The following is a 21,355-nucleotide window of genomic DNA, read 5'->3' as shown; positions in this document are numbered from 1 at the left end:
TGACACATTTAATCTGACTTGTCAGATATCCGGTTAAAAAAATGCTGTTTAGCCAGCGCGATGGAATTGGGCTTGATCGCGCTTCGCCACAGTCTTGGGAGGGGCTATCGGCATGTTGTCGGCGATCACCTTGGCGATCTCCGCGTTGGCCTGCTCGCCGTATTGCTCGAACACATCGGTCCGGTAAGACGTGTTGGTGGCAGCGGCCAGTTGCGTACCGGATTCGTCGCGTGTCTCGACTTCGACGTCCATCGACAAGCCGATGCGCAGCGGATGCTGTTCAAGCTCACGCGGGTCAAGCTGGATGCGCGCCGGCAAGCGTTGCACGACCTTGATCCAGTTGCCCGTTGCATTCTGTGCGGGCAGCACGGCAAACGCGCTGCCCGTGCCAGCGGAAAAACCCACCACGCGGCCGTGATACTTGACGCTCGAATCATAGACATCGGCCGTCAACGTCACCGGCTGACCGATGCGCATGTGCCGCAGTTGCCCTTCCTTGAAGTTGGCGTCGACCCAGACGCCGTCGAGCGGCACGATCGCCATTAGAGGCGTACCGGGCGCAACACGCTGCCCGACCTGCACCGACCGGCGCGCGACATAACCCGTCACCGGCGCGGGCAAGGTATTACGGGCATAGCTTAAGTAAGCATCCCGAAGCTTGCTTGCAGCAGCCTGCACGTTCGGGTGTTGTTCAATGGAAGTGCGGTCGGTGAGGACGTGGTTCGCTTCGGCTTGCTGGCGGATGGCATCGAGCGAGGCTTGCGCGCTTTTGACGGCATCGCGCGCATGCGACACGTCTTCGGCGGACACCGCCCCGGTGTTCTCCACCGCCTGACGACGTTGCAGATCCGAGTTGGCGCGGGCGAGATCCGACTCGCGTTGAGCGATGCTCGCCGCATAAAAGTCGTTGTTCACGTAGAGGCTGCTCACTTGCCGCACGGTCTGCCCGAGCGTGGCTTCCGCATTGCCGAGCGCGACTTTTGCATCGGCCGAGTCCAGCGTCACGACCGGGTCGCCGACCTTGACGATCTGCGTATCGTCCGCGTTCACCGCGACAACCGTGCCACTGACTTGCGGTGTGAGTTGTACGAGATTGCCGCTGACGTAGGCGTCATCGGTTGACTGGTAGAAGCGCGCATCGGTGTAGTAATACGCGCCGTAGGCAGCGGCCGAGATGACGATTGCTGCACCGAGCAGGGAAAGCAGCAGCTTGCGTTTCGTACGCGGTGCGGCCTCTTGCGGCACGGGGCCCTTGACCATTTTGTTTGAATCCGCCGCCACGCGGTCGGACTGGATGGTGTCGCTCATTGCAATTTCTCCTGATGGGTCCGTTGAATGCCGGCTCAGCGCGCGGCAACAGTTTGTGATGACGATGAGGCGCTGGTGTCGGTGTAGCCGCCGCCGAGTGCTGCGGCGAGCGCGATCTGCTGGTCACGACGGTTCATCTTCAGATCGACGACAGCCTGGTCCGCCGACAACGCGTTCATGTCAGCGTTGAGCACGGTCAGTTGATTCGTGAGGCCGCCCTTGTACTGGACGATCGCGAGTTCATCGGCACGATGCGCGGCGTCCTGCGCGGTTTCTGCATCGACGAGTTGCGCATCCGTCGAGCGGATCTGCGCGAGTTGCGTCGCGACGTCGCTCAGCGCGCTGACGAGCGTCTGGTTATAAGCCGCTACCGCGTAATCGAAATCGGCGTAACGGCCTTTGAGTTGGGCGCGCAATGCGCCGGCATCGAAGATGGGCAGGTGGATCGCCGGACCTGCCGTTGCGGTCCGGCTCGCGGCTGTCAGCAAGCGGCCAAAGCCGAATGCGTCCAGGCCAAGCGATGCACCCAGGTTAATGTCCGGATAGAACTCAGCCTTCGCTTCCTTCACATCATGTGTGAGGGCGTCCACACGCCAGCGCGCGGCCACCAGGTCCGGACGACGGCTGACGAGATCGGCGGGCAAGTTGTCGGGGAGCAGCACCTGATCTCCTACGCCAAGCGCCGGGCGTTGGATCGTCAAGCCGCGATCCGGTCCAGCGCCCAGCAACGCGGCGATCTGATAGCGCGTCGTGAGAATCTGGCCGTCGAGCGCAGTCAGGGATGCGTGACTGGTCGCGACGTTTGCCTGCGCCGTCTTGCGCTCCACTTCGGTGTCCAGTCCGGTCGCAATCCGGCCCGCCGCAATGCGTTCGATCTGATCGCGTTGTGCAACTTCCTTGACGGCGATATCGCGCTGATCGTAAAGCCGTGCAAGCTGGTTATAAGCGCGGGCAATTGACGCAGTCAGCGTCAGCTTCACGACCTCTGCATCCGCTGCGCTTGCCTGCGTTTGCGACACCGCCGCCTTCAACGCTTCCCGGTTCTTGCCCCACAGATCGAGGTCATACGAAGCCGACGCCAGCAGCTTGTTTTCGGTTTGCCACGAACCCGCGTAAGGCGGCGGCACGAGCGCGGTGGCCGAATATTGCTGGCGGGTCATCGAATAGTCCGCGCCTACTTTCGGCATGGTATCGGCCCTCGCCGTTTCACTATAGGCATTGGCCGACGCAACCCGGGCACGCGCCTGATCGAGGGACGGACTGTTCTTCAATGCTTCGGCAATCAACCCTTTCAACTGGGCGTCACCGAATTGATCGGCCCAACCCGCTGCCGGCCAATGACCGCTCTCTGACGGGATGCTTTGTGTCGTCTCGTACGATTGAGGCTGGGACATCTGCTGGTCGCTGTGAATGCCCGCGTAGTTCGCGCACGCCGACAGCACCGCGGCAAGCATCACCGATACGCTCGCCCTCAACACGCGCGAACCGATCAACTTCTGATTTGATTGTGATTGCATTTTCTGACCTGTCAGATAATTGGACAAAAAAACGGCCGGTTTATTCGCGACTCGTTTGTTCAGCTTATTTTAATCAGCTAACCTACTCATCGATAAATTTACGAAGCAGGCGGTTCAGTTCTTCGAACTCGGTCTTGCTGAAATTCTTCAGGTGCGCGTTAAGCACATCCGGTGCGACGCTCGGAATTTGGCCCGCCACAGCCTCGCCCTTTTTCGTCAGCGCCAGGTTTACCACCCGGCGATCTTCAAGGCTGCGCGAGCGTTTCAACAGGTCTTTCGTTTCCAGCTTGTCCAACATGCGCGTCATCAGCCCGGTATCAATTCCCAGCGCCTTCGACAACTCGAATGGCGTTGCAGCCGAACCGGTTTTGAGCGACATCAGGATACCCATCTGCTGGCTGGAGATATCCAGGTGCTTCAGGACTGCATCCATCTCGACCGTCATGATGTTGCGCGCCTTGGCGATCAAGAAACCGATACTTTCAGTCAGCCGAAAATTTTGCTTGCTGTAATGGTTCATCGCTGTCTCCGTTGATGAACCGTATATTATTTGACATGTCAGATACTGTCAAGATAGATTTATCGAGGCGGGTGGCGGCGCTTATGTCGGCACATTTTCGAAAACGATCTTTCCCGAGTTGCGGGTGGGTTATGTGGCGCCGCCGGCGTCGTTGCATGAAGCCATACAGAAAGCCAAGCAGATTAGTGACTGGCATAGCTGCTCGATGACGCAGGCGGCGCTAGCCAAGTTCATGCTGGATGGCGATTTTGCCAAGCATTTGCGACGTATGCACCAACACTACGAGGATCGTCGGAGGATGCTTGTTTCGTCGCTGCAGAACGAACTTGCTGAATGGTTCGAGCCCCGGATTCCCGCAGCGGGAATTCATATGACTGCTAGGTTGAAGGGGGCGTTGAAGGAAAAGCATCTGACCGGTGGTGTGCTTGATCCGTCTATTGGGTTGTATGGGATCTCTGGGTTCTATATGAATCGGCCAACGCACGAAGGGTTGATTTTCGGGTATGGCGGGATCGGGGTGGATGAGATCGGGGTCGCTATGAAGAAGATAAGGATGCGATTGTTGAGGATGACGTGAGTTGGTCAGGGTTAGTGCCAGTTGCCAGGTTCTGGGGTTAGCGGTCGGAGTCGATGCCGGGTTGCACGGGTTCCGCGTTAGCGGTTCTGGTTCAATGCCGGTTGCTGCTTTCCAGGTCTTCGCGAGTTTAGTGTTGGATGTTTTCTTTATCACTATTAGCCACTGTGCGTGGCGGCACGTCATTTCTTGGTCCTTAGCGACAAAGAAACGAAGCAAAGAAAACGCTTTCACCGCTCTACCCTAAGTGTCCACAGCGTGCAGTTCCATTTCATAGGTGCCCCAAAAGCACGGTGCTCGCCAGAGCTTAGGATGTTTGAACCCCTCCTTCTCGCGAATCCTGACAGTAAAACGCTTCGCCCCGTACGCTCTCGGGCAAGCACTAACGACTGAACCCGCCCAAGGAGCGCCCCGCGCTATCCGCGGAAAACCAACCTCCAAATTTGTATGCATGCCGAACCATTTGAAAACCCGTCGAAAAACGGTGCTGCAGAACGTGTAAGGCCTTACACCCGAAATAACAGCGCGAACCGACGAGCTAACCCGCGAAGAACCGCACCCATAAAAGCGCGTGAGGCCGTGCGGGTTTGTGGGGCACTGGTGCTTGCCCGAGAGCGTACGGGGCGAAGCGTTTTACTGTCAGGATTCGCGAGAAGGAGGGTTTCACACATCCGTGGCTCTGGCGAGCACCGTGCTTTTGGGGTACCAATGAAATAAACTGCACGCTGTGGACACTTAATTTTTAGAGAGGTGAAAGCGTTTTCTTTGCTTCGTTTCTTTGTCGCTTTGGACAAAGAAATGACGCGCCGCCACGCGCAGTGGCTAATAGTGATAAAGAAAACATCTAACACTAAACGCGCAAAGCCCTAGAAATCAGCAACCCCGCATTGACCCCACGACCGCCAGCCCAAAACCTGCCACCCACCTCCAAACCCCGTCCACCGGCGCGAGCAAACCCCTCATGGCTGCGCACCGGCATAATAAGCAGCAGCCGCATCAATTTCCGCGGGCGTCATATTCCGCGCAATATTCCGCATCTGCTCGTTGATATCGTTATGACGTGCGTCGTTCGCGAAAGCCTGCAATTGCGCCCGGGTATACGCAGCAGGCATTCCCTCGAGCCACGGACTCCCCACCTTGTGATCGATACCGCCGTGACATGACGCACAAGAAGCAATATTCCGCATCGGCGCCCCACCCGACACTATATCCGGCACAGGCACATTCGGCGCCGAATCGGAACGCAACGCAACGGGCCTCGGCAAATACGCATAGTAAGCAGAAAGATCACGCATATCCTGATCGCTCAGATTCGAGACCATAGGCGACATCACCGCATTACGCCGCGCCCCAGACTGAAAATCGAGCAACTGCTTGTAGATCACGGAAGCATACTGACCCGCGAGATTCGGCGAGTTGGCGTCGCTCATGCCCCGCACACCATGACACATCGTGCAACGCATCGACAAGGTCGCGCCCCGGCCAATCGACGTGCTGCTGGACGCTGGCAGCAATTGCGGCGTCATGGCGACCGCACTGGTCTGCACCAGCGGCACCGGCGTGGCCGATGAAATCCGCAACCATTGCTGCGGTACGCCCGCCGCACTGCAGATCGCATTCCACACGCCCTGGAAGGGCTGATCGCTCTGCGCCGAAGGCAGCCATATGAAACCCACAGCCACCGAAAACACAACCATGCCAAGCATGCCGCCAACCGTGACGGTGAACCACCGGTTGCGTAACGAGAACAAGCGTTCTTCGCTCATCGCTGCGGCCCTCCAATCTGAATTGCGGGGACGGATGTATCGGAGCGGAACAACAGCGAAGCAACCGGATAACCATAGTTGAAGAGCGTCAAGCCGATCATCAGCGCAAGCCACAGGCCAAAGCTGTTCAACGCAACCGGAATAGTCTTCGATTCATGCACCGCCGTGCTGAACTTGTACTCTGCAATCACACTCCGCGGTCCACGATGGTTGCGAATCAGCACGATGAAAAACAGCACTGCCGAGATCACCAAAATCACGCCGCCAATAGTCGAGACGATCACCGACAAAGCCTGCTCGGCGATCTCCGGATTGGTGTAATCGAAGAAGGCCATGCGTCGTGGCATGCCGAGAATGCCGGCAAAATGCCACGGGAACGTCAGCACGATCATGCCAATGAACCACAGCCACAACTGCCGTCGCATCAGCTTCAAGTGCGTCATCGCGCGGCCAGTGAGATGCGGCCAGAGGTCATAAGCAATCGCGAAATACATGATGACAATCGCGCCGCCGAAGATCAGATGGAAGTGACCGGTGATCCACTGCGTGTTGTGAATGGTCGAGTCAAGCTGGTAGCTCATATTGATGATACCGCCCGCCCCGCCAAAGCCAAGCATGACGAACGAAAACGCCAGCGCAAGCATCAGCGGATTTTCCCAGGGCAACGCCTTGATCCACCCGAAGCTGCCCCGCCCGCCACGCAAACGCGCCGCGATCTCAACCGACGCGCAGATGGTGAACACCGTCAGCAAGGTCGGCACTGCGACCAGTGCAGTGAACACCGAATGCATGAACTTGAAACCTGAACCGACCTGCGGATCCGCGAACAGATGGTGGATGCCGATCGGCATCGACACGACCAGGAACAGGATGAACGAGATACGCGCCATCGAATCGCTGTACAGGCGGCCGCCAATCGCTCGCGGCAAGATTGTGTAATACGCTATATAAGCCGGCATCAGCCAGAAGTAGACAATCGCGTGAAGCGACCACGAAAAGAACACGCGGGCAAGGCCGGCATCGATCGTCGTCTTGAAGCCAAGCGCGACAGGCAGGATCTGGAACAGGATCTCAATGGCCGCACCGACCGCTGTCCAGCCCCATAAATAGGCGCCGGCCAAGGTCGCGAACATCGCCAGAGGCACCGGCACCCCCTTATGCTCGCGCTTCCATACGGCAAGATTGATCGACATCAGCGCGACCCAGATCCACGATCCGACCACCACCAGCACAATGCCGATGTAATAGAACGCGTTGCCGATCATCGGCGGATAGAAGGTGTAGAGGACCGAGGCCAGGCCCATCGCGACGGGCACCATTGCGGTCACCGTACCCACGGCCACGAGAATGAAACCGGCCCATGCCCAACGCGCACCGACCAGCGGTTTCTTTAGCGCCAGTTCGGTGACCGCGTAACCGAAGCCCATTGCGATCAGCGTGGGAAATACATAGGCCATGGCCGAGCCATGCGCCGTGACCGAACGATAGTAGAGCTCCGGATTCTTCAGCCACGGATGTAGCGGGCTGCGCACCCACATCTGCCACGCGCCGAGCAGCAATGCGCCGCCGAAGCTGACGAAACCAAGCCAGAAATGCGCGAGAACGAGTCGCTTGCTATTTAACACAGCTGAGTCTCCGCGAACCGTTAGCGTTTGCCATCTTGAGGAAAGCCGTTTTATCGATCACCTTGACGTGCGCCCACATGCCCTGATGTCCCGTGCCGCAAAACTCATGGCATGGCATCAGGTGCTCGCCGGGCTGCGTGAAGGTGCTCTTGAAGGTGGAGATATAACCTGGCTCGATCATCGAATTGATATTCGTGTTCGTGATCAGGAAGCCATGCACGACATCCGCGCTGGTGGCGCGAAAAGTGATGGGTGTATCGGTAGGAATGAGCAGGCATTGCGGTGTAAACGAGTACTGCTGAGCGACAATTCGTACGGTTACCGAACCATCTGCTTCAACTGCGCTGCCCAGGTTGCTCTCGATGAATTCACCGCTTACGTTGAGCGTTTCAGGCCGCACGGTCTCCACTCGGGACGGCGGCATCATGGCCCAATGCAGTCCGGTGAAGATCGTCATGGCGACCAGCACGCTGAGAATGATGACGACCAGAAGCGCCCACTTGCGCTCGATGCGCGCGGCTATATCGGCAGACGCATGCGACGGGTGTTCAGTGCTCATTGGATAACGCCGCGGGGTAAGAAGACGAAGAAATAAAACACAAACCACAAGCCGATCACAACGGCTGTTGCCGCGCTCGCCAACGCAATGGCGCCGTGCGGGCCGTCACGCACGATCTCATCGACGGCGGCATCTTCTTTCTCGGAATCAGTCATGACGTCCTCAATAAAGTGGGGCTGAGCGCAACGTGTTGACTTCCTTCTCACCAACCGGCGTGCCGTGATTTCCCCAGGCCGTGCGGATATACGTGACTACCGCCGCGACCTCGACATCGGAGAGCGACTGAGCGAACGGCGGCATGCCGTAGGGCATCGGATTCTTCTTCGTGCCGGGCGCATATCCGCCATTCAGCACCATGCGAATCGGGTTCACCGCCGAGGTCATCTGGATCGACTGGTTGTTTGCCAACGGCGGGAAATGCGGCGGCTTGCCCTGCCCTTGCGACGCGTGGCACAACGCACATTGGGCGTCGTAGATCTTCTTGCCCAGCGGCGAAAGGCTGGTCTGCTGTTCTGCAACAGCGGCGGTGACGGGCGCAGGCTTGTCGCCGGCACGCGCAGGCAGCGTCTTCAGGTAGACCGCCACGGCGCGAATGTCTTCGTCCGTCAAATACTGGAAGCTGTCGTACACGACCTCGGCCATGGGCCCGTACACTGCCCCTCGGTTCGATACGCCCGACTGCAGCAGGTCCGATATGTCCTCGATGCTCCAGTCGCCCAGCCCTGCTTCTTTATTCGACGTAAGCGAAGGCGCATACCAGTTCTGCACCGGGATCAAGCCGCCTTCGAAGCGCTTGGACGGTGAATTACCGCCTAGCGCATTGATCGCGGTATGGCACATCGTGCAATGGCCGAGCCCTTCGACCAGATAAGCGCCGCGATTCCATTCCACCGATTGCGTGGTGTCAGGCTGGTATTCACCAGGCTTCATGTACAGCAAGCGCCAGCCGTACAGCAACGAGCGCTGGTTGAACGGAAACCGCAATTCATGCGCACGATTAGGCTGATGAATGGGCGGCGTGGACAACAGGTAGGCGTAGATTGCGTCGGAATCGGCGCGCGTGACCTTGGTATAGGAGGCGAACGGCATGGCCGGATACAGCAGCTCGCCGTCGCGCGACTTGCCGGTATGCATCATGGTGTAGAACTCATCCGAGGTCCACTTGCCGATACCGGTTGCCTTGTCCGATGAAATGTTCGGCGTATAGAGCGTGCCGAACGGCGTTTCCATCCCGCGGCCACCACCAAATAGTTTGCCGGCGGGCACGGTATGGCACGCGATGCAATCACCGGCGCGAGCAAGATATTCGCCGCGGGCAATCACTCCCGGATCGGCGGCTCGCGCATTCAAGGTCACAACGCAGGCGCAAAAAAGCATAAGGGCACGGAAACTGAGCACGTCTATTTCCTCGCCTATTGATTAGGAACAGTGCCGCACGCGAGCGGCATCTTGAGCGACCCAGCCGCAGCGGGTGCTGGATTCTCCGGCGCCGGCAGCGAAGCCAGGTACGCCGCGATAGCCGTGATGTCACGATCAGCGAGTTTAATAGCAATGCCATGCATGCAGTCCGGCGCGAGCGTGGTGCGCGTGCCGTAACGCCATGCGCCCAGCTGCGCGCTGATGTAGTCGGAGTGCAGACCCAGCAAGCCGGGAATGGCCGGCTCCATGCCGGTCAGCGTCGCGCCGTGGCACGCCACGCAGGCGGGAATCTTGCGCGACGCGGCACCGGTATTGACCAGGGTCTTGCCTAGCGCGAGCGTTGCCGTATCTGCAGTCACGGGCGCGGGCGCCGGAAAGGGCGGATGCTCGGCGGCAAAGTATTCCGCAATTTTCATAAGATACGGGTCAGGCAAATACGCCAATAAATAGTTCATTGGCGGGTACTTGCGACGACCGTCTCTAAAGGCGAGCAATTGGTTGTAGAGATAACCTGCGGGCTTGCCTGAGAGCCGAGGGTAATAGTCGTTGCTCGTGCCTTCACCCTGCGCGCCGTGACAGGCCGCGCACCCAAGCACGCGCGCCTGCATGGTGTCAGGCGCTTTTTCGGCCGGCGCCTCGCCAGCGGCGAATGCATGCAGGCTAGAGCTTGCGAGCAGCACTAGTGTTATGAGGACGCTGCGTATGCCCACCGTTGTATCCCTCGATCGGTTTTTTGTGTCTGCAGTATTTCGCTACAGCTAATTTTTTATAACCAACGCGACTGCTCTGGAGAGTGAGCTTAAAGCACTTAAGCTAATTTGCCGAGTACTAAGATTCACACGATTTTATGCATTATTGACCAATATTGAATTGATTCAACTTGTCGAAATACTGAGCTTGATCATTCAATGATCCAAGTCAATAAACGCGCACTATTTCCCGGGCTTAGGCTTTTTTCTTTAAGCGTTTCGCTAGGGCTTGAACGGCTCGTTGACGGATAAGCCCGCCGCTGTTCGCCAGGCTGTCACGCTTGGGACAACCCAGGCGCCACCAAGTCTGGAGAGCTTCTCCACTGGTTACCTGGAATCAGACAAAATCGGCTATTTATAAGGTCCAGTGAAACGCCTAACCTTATTCATGTCGCGACACATTGCGCACCCATCTAAACCGAAGGAGCTGTCATGCAAACTCGTCTGGATTTCTATAAAGCCAAGCCGTCCGCCATCAAGGCCCTGGTTTCGGTTGAAGAGTACATCGGTAAGTCGTCGCTGGAAAAATCGCTGGCGGAACTGGTGCGCCTGCGTGCATCGCAGATCAATGGCTGCGCGTTTTGTGTCGACATGCATACGACCGACGCGCGCAAGGGCGGCGAGACGGATCGCCGGCTGGCCGCCGTCGTGGTATGGCGCGAGACGCCGTTCTTCACGGACCGCGAACGCGCGGCACTGGAATGGACCGAAGCGCTCACACTGGTCTCGCACGACCATGTACCCGATGCCGTGTGGGAAGCCGTGCAACCGCATTTCACCGAAGAAGAGATCGTCGACCTGACGTTGCTGGTGACATCGATCAACAGTTGGAACCGCTTTGCGATCGCATTCCGCAAGATGCCGGTCTGATCAAACGAACACCGGGCAGACGATGAATCGGTCTGCCCCTTGGTCACTGCGCCAGGTTACAGGATATGCCCGCGCCGCTCACGACCCCGCATAGATATTGCAGAAGCTCACAGGACCAACACACGTTTCAGGACCTTGCGAACCGTTCATCCTCGCACGCGGTGCGCTGGTGTTCGCGCCGGCAGCAACACCGCCATACGCGCTTGCGTTCTTGCGTTGACTCTCAGCCTGGTTCTGAAACACAGGGGGAACATCCGGGTACGATGAGTTCGACACGTACTCCGAACCATTTTGCTGCGCTTGAACCAGTTGCTGCTGGACTTCTGAGCGGGTCAGTCCTTGCGCGAAAGCGCTTGAGGAAACCAGGACGGCGGCGGACAGGGTAAGCCAGGACAGTGTCTTCATTTTCGACTCCAATATATGTTTAACGGGTTGGTACAAGGGCAAACCCATTTCCCACCGGATTTATTCCTGAGTTGTCGAAAATAAATAGATGCAGGCTGAAACCACGTCATCAGCACTTCAAACAAACGTGGCTTCGCCCAAGAAAAAGCCGCCGGAGCATTCGCTCCGGCGGCCTTATATATTCGCTTCGAGAAAAACGAAACCGGTTAGAGCGCTTGCACCTGCACAGGTGCACCCGGCTTGCCAGAGACTTGGGGCGCAATCACCAGATAGCGCCGCTTGTCGGCGGCAGTACTCGTACCCGGCACGACTACCTGACGGATCTGCCCAATCGCATTGACGATCGCCGATCCCGCCGGGTTCGTCATGAACAGCGCAAGCGATTCCACGTTGCCGCTGCCATCGGCATTATCGGAAAGACCTAGCACGTAGGGCGATTTAGGCTGCAAGCCGGTCGCCGATGCCTGCAATACCTGCAGCAAGCCTTGGTCAAACAATGCGACGCTGGTCGGCGCCCTATCCGTCTGGCTCGCGCCGACCGGCACCATGCTTAGATGAGCGCTCTCGCCTGCCAGTCCAAGCGGTTGCGTGTTCTGCGACCCATCGCCTTCAGGCACCGCGTTCGGCACGTAGACGACCGCTTGCGGCGCTTGCCCAATCGGAATGGTTGCGATGACCTTATTCGTCAAGGTATCGATAGCGATCATTCCGTCGGCATTTTCCAGGCCGACATACACGCGGCTGCCATCGCCTGACGGCCAGATTCCATGTGGCAGCTTGCCAACCGGAATGGTGGCGACCTGCGTGAAGTCGTCTGTGCGAAATACCTTTACCTGATTCAGCCCACCGACCGTTACATAAGCGAACGTACCGTTCGCGTTATGCACGATATTCACGTGGTTCGTAATCGGACCTGTATCGATGACCTTAAGCGTGGCGAACGGAGGACGAGCGTCGAACACCTGCGTCTTGCCTGTATCTTTCAGCGTGAACCAGACCTGCTTGCCGTCGGGTGTAGCCGCAATGTTCGGGCAGAAAGGGCTGACCTGCGCGACCTTGCCGACCAGCTTGTGATCGGCTACGGAGATCACATCCACTTCAGGATTAAACGATGAACACACGTACCCATACTTGCCGTCGGGCGAGAAAATCTGCATGCCCGGACCCGCCGGCGTGGTAATGCGGGTCTTCTCTTTAAACGTGTGGCCATCCAGCACCGACACATAGTTTTCTCCCCGCACGGTGACCCAGACCTCGTTGCCGTCCGGCGTAAAGAATGCTTCATGAGGCGCCCGCCCAACGTAGGTCACATGCTTGACGGCGTTGGTCTGCGTGTCAATGAACGAGACCGAATTCGAGCCGATGGAAACCACCGCGATCGTTCGATGGTCCGGCGAAAAACCCATGCCATGTACGAGAACTTGTCCCTTGTACAAGGGGCTGAAATTGCCCGGCGACGGATCGCCAAGACGGATCACGCCCACCAGTTTATTGTCGACGGGGTCTGTGACGGAGACCGTATTCGAGAACTGTTCAGCCGCGTAGACGCGGTCGTGGTGGCTAATCGCGATGTCAGGTGATGACGCGAGATCGGGCGCTTGGCCTGCGCATGCAAGCTGCGGAATGGCCCCGAACGCGGTGGCCGCGAACACAGTTAGCGCGGCGGAAAACAGCGTGGATCGTTTCATTTCATCTCCTGGTCCATGCGCATCGGCATGGACATGTTTTTGCTGGACGCGGGTTGAGAAGCGGTGGTGTGTCCCGGTACCTGACCTTGATCCGGGGCTGGGGCCGAAGGCGGCAACGGCAGCCCGAGCGCGAGGCGCATGGCGGTGATTTCCTGCTGCTGTTCAACGATGATTTCCTGAGCGATGCGACGCAATTGCTCGTTGTGTCCATAGCGCAGTTCGGCTTGCGCCATATCGATCGCGCCTTGATGATGCGGAATCATCATCGCGGTGAAATCGCGATCGACGTCGCCGCTCGGCTTGATCGACATACCGTCCATCATGCGTGTCATCGCCTGATCGTTTTCAGCAAGGAACGGCTTTTCCGGCGCTCCGCTCGCCGCGTCGGCGGCATGGGCCACGGAACCGATTGAACCCAGCGCGATAGCGGCAACCGAGATCCCGGCGGCAGCGATGCATCGCGCACGCAGGACCGTAATGAAATTGGAAGGCACGGAAACTCACCTCGAAGAATGGGCGTGAAGGACATCAATGCCTGCGCTAACCCTTTCCACGCCCTTTTATTCCACATTTTTTTCAGCCAATAAAAAAAAAGCATCAATCAGGCGCGGCCAAGGCCTGTCGACAATTCAGCACGATTCAGCACGAATCGTCGTAATCTTGTATAAGGTTTCCGCTTAAGGGCGACTATAAAAATCCCCCACGACAACTGGAGTTGCAGATGACGACGCTTACCATCAATGGCGAATCTCACACGGTCGACGCCCCTCCCGACATGCCGCTTCTCTGGGTACTGCGCGATCTGGTCGGTCTCACGGGCACCAAATTCGGCTGCGGTATCGCACAATGCGGCGCGTGCACGGTCCATCTTGACGGCCAGGCCGTGCGTTCCTGCGTGCTGCCGATTGCAGCGGTGGGAACACGCAAGGTGACGACCATCGAGGCTGTCAGCACCACGCCCGCGGGCAAGAAAGTACAGGACGCATGGGTCGCGCTCGATGTCGTGCAGTGCGGGTACTGTCAGTCGGGTCAGGTGATGTCGGCGGCTTCGCTGATCGCCTCGAACCCGAACCCCTCGGATGCCGATATCGACGCTGCAATGGCAGGCAACATCTGCCGCTGCGGTACGTACAACCGTATTCGTGCCGCGGTCAAGCACGCCGCCAAGGGGGCGTGACATGTCGCGAGGATTACTCGATGCACAGAACCGCCGTGCACCCGACGGCGTCAATCGGCGCACGTTTCTAAAGCTGGGAATATCGGTAGGCGCGGCAGTTGGCGGCGGCCTCATGCTGGGTTTCAGCGTACCCGCGGCGAGCCAGGGCGAAGCACCCAACGCCAAGTCAGTGATCGGCGGCGACGCCAACGAAGCGCCGCAAAGCGGGGTATTCGAGCCCAACGCCTTTGTGCAGATCGACGCAACGGGCAAGGTGACGCTCGTGATTCCCAAGGTCGAGATGGGCCAGGGAATCTATACGTCCATCCCCATGCTGATCGCGGAAGAACTGGAAGTGCCGCTGGACAGCGTGGTGATCGATCACGCGCCGCCCAATGAAAAGCTCTTCATGGATCCGTTGCTCGGCGGCCAGTTGACGGGCGGATCGACATCGATTCGCTATGCATGGGAGCCCATGCGAAAGGCCGGCGCCACCGCTCGCGTGATGCTTATTTCTGCGGCGGCGCAGCAATGGCAGGTCGACCCGGCGTCGTGCCACGCAGAGAAAGGCGAAGTGGTGCATGCCGCAAGCAATCGTCGCATCGGTTACGGACAACTCGTCGATGCCGCCGCGAAACTGCCTGCCCCTCAGAACGTGGCGCTCAAAGACCCGAAGGATTTCAAGCTGATCGGCACGGCTGCCAAGCGTCTCGACTCGCCGGAAAAAGTGGACGGCACCGCCATGTTTGGGCTCGATGTCCGGGTGCCGGGCATGGTCTACGCCGCCCTCGTGAATAGCCCCGTGTTCGGCGGCACGCTTGTTTCCGTCGACGACACCAACGCGAAGAAGATCCCCGGCGTTCGCCAGGTGATCCGCATCGACAACGGCGTGGCTGTGATCGGCGACCATACGTGGGCTGCCAAGCGCGGCGCGGCAGCGCTCGACATCAAGTGGAACGAAGGCCGTGGTGCAGACTTTTCCACGGCCAAGGTAGTGCAGCAACTCGCCGATGCATCGAAGCGTGATGGCGCCGTGGCGCGCAAGGACGGCGACGTCAAGAAGGGCTTTAACGACGCCAAGACACGCGTTGACGCCGTGTACCAGCAACCCTTCCTCGCGCACGCCACCATGGAGCCGGTGAACTGCACGGTGTCCGTGCGCAGCGATGGCTGCGATATCTGGGTCGGCACGCAAGTGCCCACGCGCGCGGTGGATACCGCCGTGAAGATCACCGGCCTCACCGCCGACAAGATCACGGTGCACAACCACTTGCTCGGCGGCGGCTTCGGGCGCCGGCTGGAAACCGATTTCATTGCCCAGGCGCTGAAGGTCGGCAAGCAAGTCGGCACGCCCGTGAAAGTCACCTATACGCGCGAGGAAGACGTCCAGCACGATATGTATCGCCCGTATTACTACGACGTCATCTCCGCCGGTCTCGATGCGAATGGCAAGCCGGTCGCGTGGCAACATCGCATAGTGGGGTCGTCCATCATGGCGCGGTTCGCCCCGCCTGCGTTCAAGAACGGCCTCGATCCAGATGCGGTGGAAGTCGCTTCCGATCTCCCCTATGACCTGCCGAATCAATTCATCGACTATGTGCGGCAAGAACCCATGGACGTGCCCACCGCGTTCTGGCGCGGCGTCGGTCCGACTCGCGGAACCTTCGTAGTCGAAAGTTTCATGGACGAGCTGGCTGCACAAGCGAAAGTCGATCCGGTGAAGTATCGCCACGACCTGCTGGGCAAGACCCCGCGCGCGCAGAACGTGCTCGATGTCGCCGCCCGCGAAGCCGGCTGGGGCAACACGCTACCTAAGGGCCAGGGACGCGGGGTATCGGTCATGCACGCGTTCGGCAGTTTCTTCGGCATGGTGGTGGACGTCACCGTGAACGGCGACGGCGAAGTAGCCGTGAACCGCGTGGTCTGCGCGGTGGATTGCGGCATGGTGGTCAATCCAAACACCATCGAGGCGCAGATCCAGGGCGGCATTATCTTCGGCATCACTGCAGCGCTGTATAGCGAGATCACGATCAAGGACGGTCGCGTCGAGCAATCCAACTTCACCGATTACCGGATGCTGCGGATTGATCAGACGCCGCCTATCGAGGTGCATATCGTCAAGAGCAGCGAGGCGCCCGGAGGCATTGGCGAACCGGGTACGGCAGCACTCGCGCCCGCGTTGACCAACGCGATTTTTGCCGCTACCGGCAAGCGCTTGCGGCAGTTGCCCGTCGGCCGTCAACTGCAAAGCGCATGAGGGCACACACAATGATCAAACATCTTGTTGCCTCTCTCGGGCTTAGCTTAATCACGTTCAGCCTGCCCTTGCTGGCTCATGCCGCTGCGAACGACGATCCGCTGGTTGCCCGCGGCGCCTATCTCGCGAAGGTGGGCGATTGCGTCGCCTGTCATTCCGCGCCCAAGGGCAAGCCATTTGCCGGCGGCCTGCCGATGTCCACGCCCATGGGAAAAATCTATACGACCAACATCACGCCGGACCCCGGTACGGGTATTGGCAAATGGAGCGAGGAGGACTTTGAAAAGGCGCTGCGTCAGGGCGTGGCCAAGGACGGTCACAACCTTTATCCGGCCATGCCCTACACGTCCTATGCAAAGGTCCGCGACGACGACGTGAAGGCGCTCTATGCGTACTTCATGAAGGGCGTTGCGCCCGTGAGCCAGGCGAACCGTCCATCGGATATTCCGTTCCCGCTGAACATGCGCTGGCCGCTCAAGTTCTGGAATATGGTGTTCCTCGATAAAGGTGTTTATCGCGACAAGGACGGCAAGGATGTCGGGTGGAATCGCGGCGCTTACCTGATTCAAGGTCTGGGCCATTGCAGCGCGTGCCATACGCCTCGCGGCATTGCGTTCCAGGAAAAGGCGCTCGATGAAAGCGGCAGCGCGTGGCTCACGGGTGGTGTGCTCGACGGCTGGTTTGCGTCCAACCTGACGGGCGAGCAGAACGTTGGACTGGGACGCTGGTCGGATGCTGAATTGACCACGTTCCTGAAGACGGGAGCGAACGCGCATGCGTCGGCGTTCGGGTCCATGACGGATGTGATCAATCACAGCACGCAGGGTATGAGCGATCAGGACCTGGCTGCCATGTCGGCGTATTTGAAGTCGTTGCCGGCCGCGGGCGGTACGAACGCGCCGGCCTATGCGTACGACCCGAAGGCCACGACGGCGCTGCTGCAGCATCCTGCCAACGATGCAGGCGCGAGGGTTTATACCGCGTACTGCATGCATTGCCACGGCGTGGATGGCCACGCGTTCGCACCGCTGCTCGCGCCCTTGGCGGGCAATCCGAACGTGATGGAGAAGGATGCGTCGTCGCTGATCAACGTCACGCTGAACGGCACGCAGGACCTCGTGATACAAGGCATCCCCGCCGCGTATCCAATGCCTAAATACGCGCCGGTGCTCAACGATCAGCAGATCGCCGATGTGCTCACGTTCATTCGCGCCGGCTGGAACAATGGTGCGCCGGCGGTCGGGGCAACTGATGTGGCTAAGCTGCGCAAGAGCACGCAGGCATCGCAGTAAGTTGTTAAAGGTATTGTCTAAAGCGGCGGTGGATTTTCAAGTCCACCGCCGTTTTGCGTAAACACATTGTCAGCCAGGCGTTCGCGTTCATAATAAGATTCCTCGATGAACCGGGAGACGGCCATGCATCAGGACGTTGAAGTTGGCGACTATCTTCTGACCATAAACGTCGAGCCACAATACGAGCCGCCCGACGTAGAAGAGATCATGGGTTATAGCGCTCGCGTGATGGTGACCCGGCATGATGGAACGCCGGTTCGAGGTTCGACGCACGCGGAAGATTCCGGCGATCTGACCGGCAATCACGGGCCCTACGCCACGGTCGCGGAAGCGGTTGCTCACGGCGAAGCGTGGGGCAGACACTTCGTCGCTCGCGTATTGGACGGAGCAGTGTAGCTCCTGCTGTTTAACGCCGTTCCCTGAAGCTGGAGGTTTCCATGTGGGAAAGAATTGACTACGAAGGCTTTGAGATCTGGGTGCTGCCGATTCTTGCATACGGACCGCCCACGCCAGACACCCCCTACCACTACAACGGGTACGTGTGCCGACCCGGGGCCGACGTTCATCATGCCGGGCAACGCACGCAGTTTTATGAACTCGGCAACGTGTTTGAGACGGAGGCCAAGGCACTGGACGCGGCCTATCATGCGGGCCGCGACATCGTCGACAAGATGAGCGAGAACCGCTAAATAGCGGCTGAAAAGCGGCGGATTTTAAGGCCGCCGCTGCTCTTCCACTACTGCGATGCCACGCTCAGCAGCACCGGTTTGTCGCGATACATCGCCGGGTAAAGCCGCTTCAGGTTCTCGACCTTCGGCATGTCGTTGATCGCGATATACGGTGCATCCGGATGCAGCGTCAAATAATTCTGGTGATAAGACTCAGCGGGATAAAAGCCCTTGAGCGCATCTGTCTTCGTCACGATCGGCGAGGAAAATACATGCGCCTTGTCGAGTTGCGCAATATAACTTTGCGCGATGCGTTTTTGCATGTCGTTTGCCGGGAAGATTGCCGAACGATATTGCGTGCCGCTGTCCGGGCCCTGCCGGTTCAATTCCGTCGGATCGTGAGCGACCGAAAAATAGATCTGCAGCAACTTGCCGTAGGTAATTTTCGTCGGGTCATAAGTGATCTGCACCGACTCGGCATGACCCGTATCGCCTCCGCTGACGGTCTCGTATTGCGCGGTCTGAGGCTGCCCACCCGAGTAGCCCGACACCACTTTCGTCACGCCGTTGACGTGCTGAAAAACGCCTTGAACGCCCCAAAAACACCCGCCTGCGAGCACTGCGGTTTCCTGGTGCGCTCCGTTCACGGGTTCATCCAGCGCGGGCGGGGCAATAACGACCGCGGCTTCGGATGAATGGGCTGGATGCATCGATGCGAACAGGATACCGACGCCCAGGCCGATAGCCGTCAATAGCGCCGCGCCGCGCGAACGCAGAAACGTGGCGGGATTTTGCTTCGTGGAAATCATGGAGAACCTCCGGGTTTGAGGACAACGCGCTTTGGCGAGTGGCCGGCGGCTAGATGCCCGACGCGCGCCTGAGCGTGGTCCTTTTGCGCCATGTTAGCGCGCCCGGAGACGTGTGGAAGCTTGATGACAAAGATGTCATCGAAAGGTCAGGGAAAGGTCAGCACGAGGTGCGGAAAGAACGAATCACACGCGCCGGCACAGTAAAAATTGCCAGGTCGATACACAGGAAATCTTGCGCATCGACCGGAGCCTGCACCCGTTCTTTACGTCGCCTGCGGAACCGGTGCGCGGCGCGGCGTGACCATCGATACAACAAACGAGACCACAATATTCAGCGCCAGCGCAATCAAGCCGATATACAGCGGATACGTCGCCCCGCCCAGATGCAGCGCGAACACCGGCTTCAAACCCTGCGCGATCGCCATGCCGGTTCCGAGCACGATTCCGGCCAGCCAGCCGAGGAACAGCCCCGGCGTGTTCAGGCGCCGTGTATAAAGCGAAAACACAATGGCCGGGAATATCTGCAGGATCCAGACGCCACCGAGCAATTGCAGATCGATTGCATATTGCGTCGGCAGGAACACGATGAACAGCAGCGCGCCGAATTTCACCACGAGCGAGACCAGCTTCGCTGTCTTCGCTTCCTTCTCGGGCGTGATGTCACGCGCCATCAGCGGCCACAAATTACGCGTGAACAGGTTCGCTGCGCCAATCGACATGATCGCCGCCGGCACGAGCGCGCTGATTGCAATGGCCGCGGCCGCGAAGCCAACGAACCACGACGGGAACAACTGGCCGAACAACGCGGGCACGACGTCGGACGCGGAGTGCACCTTGATGCCCGCAGCAATTGCCATGTAGCCGAGCAACGCGATCAACCCGAGCAGCAACGTATAAGCCGGCAGGAAGATGGCGTTCTTGCGAACAGTGGCAGCCGATGACGACGACAACACCGCGGTCATGGTATGCGGATACATGAAGGCCGCGAGCGCCGAGCCTAGAGCAAGCGATGCGTACGCGGTGAATTGCGTCGGCTTGAGGATAATGCCCGTCGGACCGCCCTTGGCTTTGAAGAACTGATCGGCGGCATCGAACACGTGCGCATAGCCGCCAAGTTTCGATGGAATCAGCCAGACCGCCGCGATCACCACGATATAAATCATGATGTCCTTCACGAAGGCGATCATGGCCGGCGCACGCAAACCGCTGGTGTAGGTGTAGAGCGCGAGGATCACGAACGCGACGATCAGCGGCAACTCGCCGCTCACGCCTAGCCCCTTGATCACCACCTGCATGCCCACCAGCTGCAAGGCAATGTACGGCATGGTCGCGACAATTCCCGTGACCGCCACGGCTGCCGGGAACCACTTGCCGCCGTATTCGCCATGCACGTAATCGGCTGCCGTAATATGGTTCTTCGCGTGCGCGACCTTCCATAACTTCGGCATGACGGCAAACACAAACGGATAAACAATGATGGTGTAAGGCAGCGCGAAGAAACCATAAGCGCCAACGGAATACACCAGGGCGGGTACGGCAATGACGGTATAGGCGGTATAGAAATCGCCTCCGACCAGGAACCATGAAATCACCGTGCCGAACTGGCGGCCGCCCAAACCCCATTCATGCAGTTGCGTCAGGTCGCCGCGTTTCCAGCGCGCCGCGAAGAATCCCACTACCGTCACCAGCAGGAAGAAAGCGATGAAGACGGTCATGGCAACCGGATTGACCGGAACGATATCGCTCATTTGACACCTCTATATACGATGTAAATGATGAGCGAGGTCAGCGGCACCCATAGGAACTGGTACCAGTAGAAGAAGGGGAAACCGGCGAAAGACGGACGGGTATCGTTATAAAAAGGCAGCCAGAGCAAGGCGACATACGGAATGAGCAAGACCAGCCAAAGCCAGGAATGCTTTGTCTCTTCTGATGTTTTCATAGTAATTGATTCGTGATGGAGGTTCGACCTGTCGCGCTTCGCGGCAGCCGGGCGCTGCGGCGAAGCCCGGAATAACGGCACCCGGAATTATGTTCGAGATTTCGAAGACGTGCTGAATGCCCCTAGCAGGAGGGGCTTGGGATGTTAGCCGGCTAAGCAGATTAAGGCGGCCTGCGGAACGGAGGGTGATTTAGCTTAGTTCCTTTGCAAGACCGTAAAGGAACTAAGCGT

Annotated in this window: 22 protein-coding genes; 7 read left to right on the top strand and 15 right to left on the bottom strand. The window is 58.7% G+C overall.

Going from position 1 to position 21,355, the window contains the following annotated elements; genetic code table 11:
* Positions 1 to 48: 48 nt before the first annotated feature.
* The 3 genes from ACSQ83_RS11050 to ACSQ83_RS11040 all read right to left on the bottom strand — a co-directional run bounded on the left by ACSQ83_RS11050 (position 49) and on the right by ACSQ83_RS11040 (position 3,345).
* The gene (locus tag ACSQ83_RS11050; protein WP_436228152.1) at positions 49 to 1,308 is read right to left on the bottom strand and encodes an HlyD family secretion protein; all 1,260 of its coding nucleotides are present in this window, start codon (positions 1,306 to 1,308) and stop codon (positions 49 to 51) included.
* Between the two features lie 35 nt (positions 1,309 to 1,343).
* On the bottom strand, positions 1,344 to 2,825 hold the full coding sequence (locus tag ACSQ83_RS11045; RefSeq protein WP_436228151.1) for an efflux transporter outer membrane subunit: 1,482 nt from the start codon (positions 2,823 to 2,825) through the stop codon (positions 1,344 to 1,346).
* Positions 2,826 to 2,907: 82 nt separating this feature from the next.
* Positions 2,908 to 3,345: a MarR family winged helix-turn-helix transcriptional regulator gene (locus ACSQ83_RS11040; RefSeq protein ID WP_414952759.1), complete on the bottom strand. Its 438-nt coding sequence runs from the start codon at positions 3,343 to 3,345 to the stop codon at positions 2,908 to 2,910.
* 61 nt (positions 3,346 to 3,406) lie between these two features.
* Here ACSQ83_RS11040 and ACSQ83_RS11035 point away from each other — a divergent pair, with 61 nt between their 5' ends.
* Entirely contained in the window at positions 3,407 to 3,922 is a 516-nt protein-coding gene (locus ACSQ83_RS11035; RefSeq protein ID WP_436228215.1) for an aminotransferase class I/II-fold pyridoxal phosphate-dependent enzyme, read from the top strand.
* A 956-nt stretch (positions 3,923 to 4,878) separates the two neighbouring features.
* Here the strand turns inward: ACSQ83_RS11035 and ACSQ83_RS11030 are convergent.
* Genes ACSQ83_RS11030 through ACSQ83_RS11005 form a run of 6 tightly spaced genes read right to left on the bottom strand, consistent with a single transcriptional unit; the run spans position 4,879 to position 9,896 of the window.
* Positions 4,879 to 5,685 carry a c-type cytochrome gene (locus tag ACSQ83_RS11030; RefSeq protein ID WP_414951269.1) on the bottom strand — a complete coding sequence of 269 codons (807 nt, stop codon included), beginning with the start codon at positions 5,683 to 5,685 and terminating at the stop codon, positions 4,879 to 4,881.
* Entirely contained in the window at positions 5,682 to 7,310 is a 1,629-nt protein-coding gene (locus tag ACSQ83_RS11025) for a b(o/a)3-type cytochrome-c oxidase subunit 1 (protein WP_414951268.1), read from the bottom strand. Before ACSQ83_RS11025 ends, ACSQ83_RS11030 begins: the two co-directional genes overlap by 4 nt.
* On the bottom strand, positions 7,300 to 7,869 hold the full coding sequence (locus ACSQ83_RS11020; protein ID WP_414951267.1) for a cytochrome C oxidase subunit II: 570 nt from the start codon (positions 7,867 to 7,869) through the stop codon (positions 7,300 to 7,302). Before ACSQ83_RS11020 ends, ACSQ83_RS11025 begins: the two co-directional genes overlap by 11 nt.
* Positions 7,866 to 8,024 (bottom strand): hypothetical protein, encoded by a 159-nt coding sequence (locus tag ACSQ83_RS11015; protein ID WP_414951266.1) that lies wholly within the window; start codon positions 8,022 to 8,024, stop codon positions 7,866 to 7,868. The genes ACSQ83_RS11020 and ACSQ83_RS11015 overlap by 4 nt, the downstream gene beginning before the upstream one ends.
* 7 nt (positions 8,025 to 8,031) lie before the next feature.
* A complete protein-coding gene (locus ACSQ83_RS11010) occupies positions 8,032 to 9,246 on the bottom strand; it encodes a c-type cytochrome (RefSeq protein WP_436228214.1) in 1,215 nt (404 codons plus the stop codon).
* Positions 9,247 to 9,281: 35 nt separating this feature from the next.
* A complete protein-coding gene (locus ACSQ83_RS11005) occupies positions 9,282 to 9,896 on the bottom strand; it encodes a c-type cytochrome (protein ID WP_414951276.1) in 615 nt (204 codons plus the stop codon).
* A gap of 573 nt (positions 9,897 to 10,469) precedes the next feature.
* On the opposite strand from ACSQ83_RS11005, the gene ACSQ83_RS11000 reads away from it, so the two are divergent.
* A complete protein-coding gene (locus tag ACSQ83_RS11000) occupies positions 10,470 to 10,907 on the top strand; it encodes a carboxymuconolactone decarboxylase family protein (RefSeq protein ID WP_414951265.1) in 438 nt (145 codons plus the stop codon).
* Between the two features lie 78 nt (positions 10,908 to 10,985).
* Here ACSQ83_RS11000 and ACSQ83_RS10995 read toward each other — a convergent pair whose 3' ends face one another.
* The 3 genes from ACSQ83_RS10995 to ACSQ83_RS10985 all read right to left on the bottom strand — a co-directional run bounded on the left by ACSQ83_RS10995 (position 10,986) and on the right by ACSQ83_RS10985 (position 13,494).
* Positions 10,986 to 11,312: a DUF4148 domain-containing protein gene (locus ACSQ83_RS10995; RefSeq protein ID WP_436228150.1), complete on the bottom strand. Its 327-nt coding sequence runs from the start codon at positions 11,310 to 11,312 to the stop codon at positions 10,986 to 10,988.
* Positions 11,313 to 11,518: 206 nt separating this feature from the next.
* Positions 11,519 to 13,000 carry a cytochrome D1 domain-containing protein gene (locus ACSQ83_RS10990; RefSeq protein WP_436228149.1) on the bottom strand — a complete coding sequence of 494 codons (1,482 nt, stop codon included), beginning with the start codon at positions 12,998 to 13,000 and terminating at the stop codon, positions 11,519 to 11,521.
* Positions 12,997 to 13,494, bottom strand: a complete 498-nt coding sequence (locus ACSQ83_RS10985) for a DUF305 domain-containing protein (protein WP_436228148.1) — start codon at positions 13,492 to 13,494, stop codon at positions 12,997 to 12,999. Before ACSQ83_RS10985 ends, ACSQ83_RS10990 begins: the two co-directional genes overlap by 4 nt.
* Before the next feature lie 227 nt (positions 13,495 to 13,721).
* On the opposite strand from ACSQ83_RS10985, the gene ACSQ83_RS10980 reads away from it, so the two are divergent.
* The 5 genes from ACSQ83_RS10980 (at position 13,722) to ACSQ83_RS10960 (ending at position 18,394) form a co-directional block, all read left to right on the top strand.
* Complete coding sequence (locus tag ACSQ83_RS10980) at positions 13,722 to 14,177, top strand: (2Fe-2S)-binding protein (RefSeq protein ID WP_414951260.1); 456 nt, start codon at positions 13,722 to 13,724, stop codon at positions 14,175 to 14,177.
* Between the two features lies 1 nt (position 14,178).
* Positions 14,179 to 16,413 (top strand): xanthine dehydrogenase family protein molybdopterin-binding subunit, encoded by a 2,235-nt coding sequence (locus ACSQ83_RS10975; protein WP_414951259.1) that lies wholly within the window; start codon positions 14,179 to 14,181, stop codon positions 16,411 to 16,413.
* Positions 16,414 to 16,424: 11 nt separating this feature from the next.
* Entirely contained in the window at positions 16,425 to 17,705 is a 1,281-nt protein-coding gene (locus ACSQ83_RS10970) for a c-type cytochrome (protein ID WP_436228147.1), read from the top strand.
* Positions 17,706 to 17,828: 123 nt separating this feature from the next.
* The gene (locus ACSQ83_RS10965) at positions 17,829 to 18,101 is read left to right on the top strand and encodes a hypothetical protein (RefSeq protein ID WP_414951257.1); all 273 of its coding nucleotides are present in this window, start codon (positions 17,829 to 17,831) and stop codon (positions 18,099 to 18,101) included.
* A 41-nt stretch (positions 18,102 to 18,142) separates the two neighbouring features.
* Positions 18,143 to 18,394, top strand: a complete 252-nt coding sequence (locus ACSQ83_RS10960; RefSeq protein WP_436228146.1) for a hypothetical protein — start codon at positions 18,143 to 18,145, stop codon at positions 18,392 to 18,394.
* A gap of 47 nt (positions 18,395 to 18,441) precedes the next feature.
* Here the strand turns inward: ACSQ83_RS10960 and msrA are convergent, their stop codons facing one another.
* The 3 genes from msrA to ACSQ83_RS10945 all read right to left on the bottom strand — a co-directional run bounded on the left by msrA (position 18,442) and on the right by ACSQ83_RS10945 (position 21,124).
* Positions 18,442 to 19,182, bottom strand: a complete 741-nt coding sequence (gene msrA, locus ACSQ83_RS10955; RefSeq protein ID WP_414951255.1) for a peptide-methionine (S)-S-oxide reductase MsrA — start codon at positions 19,180 to 19,182, stop codon at positions 18,442 to 18,444.
* A 263-nt stretch (positions 19,183 to 19,445) separates the two neighbouring features.
* On the bottom strand, positions 19,446 to 20,930 hold the full coding sequence (gene mctP / locus ACSQ83_RS10950) for a monocarboxylate uptake permease MctP (protein WP_414951254.1): 1,485 nt from the start codon (positions 20,928 to 20,930) through the stop codon (positions 19,446 to 19,448).
* Positions 20,927 to 21,124 (bottom strand): DUF3311 domain-containing protein, encoded by a 198-nt coding sequence (locus ACSQ83_RS10945; RefSeq protein ID WP_165104398.1) that lies wholly within the window; start codon positions 21,122 to 21,124, stop codon positions 20,927 to 20,929. Before ACSQ83_RS10945 ends, mctP begins: the two co-directional genes overlap by 4 nt.
* Positions 21,125 to 21,355 lie beyond the last annotated feature (231 nt).

It is taken from the genome of Caballeronia sp. LjRoot29 (assembly GCF_964252755.1).
In the GTDB taxonomy this organism is placed as follows: Bacteria; Pseudomonadota; Gammaproteobacteria; order Burkholderiales; family Burkholderiaceae; genus Caballeronia.
The sequence above is the reverse complement of the archived record's forward strand: the minus strand, read 5'-3'. Positions and strand labels throughout refer to the sequence as shown.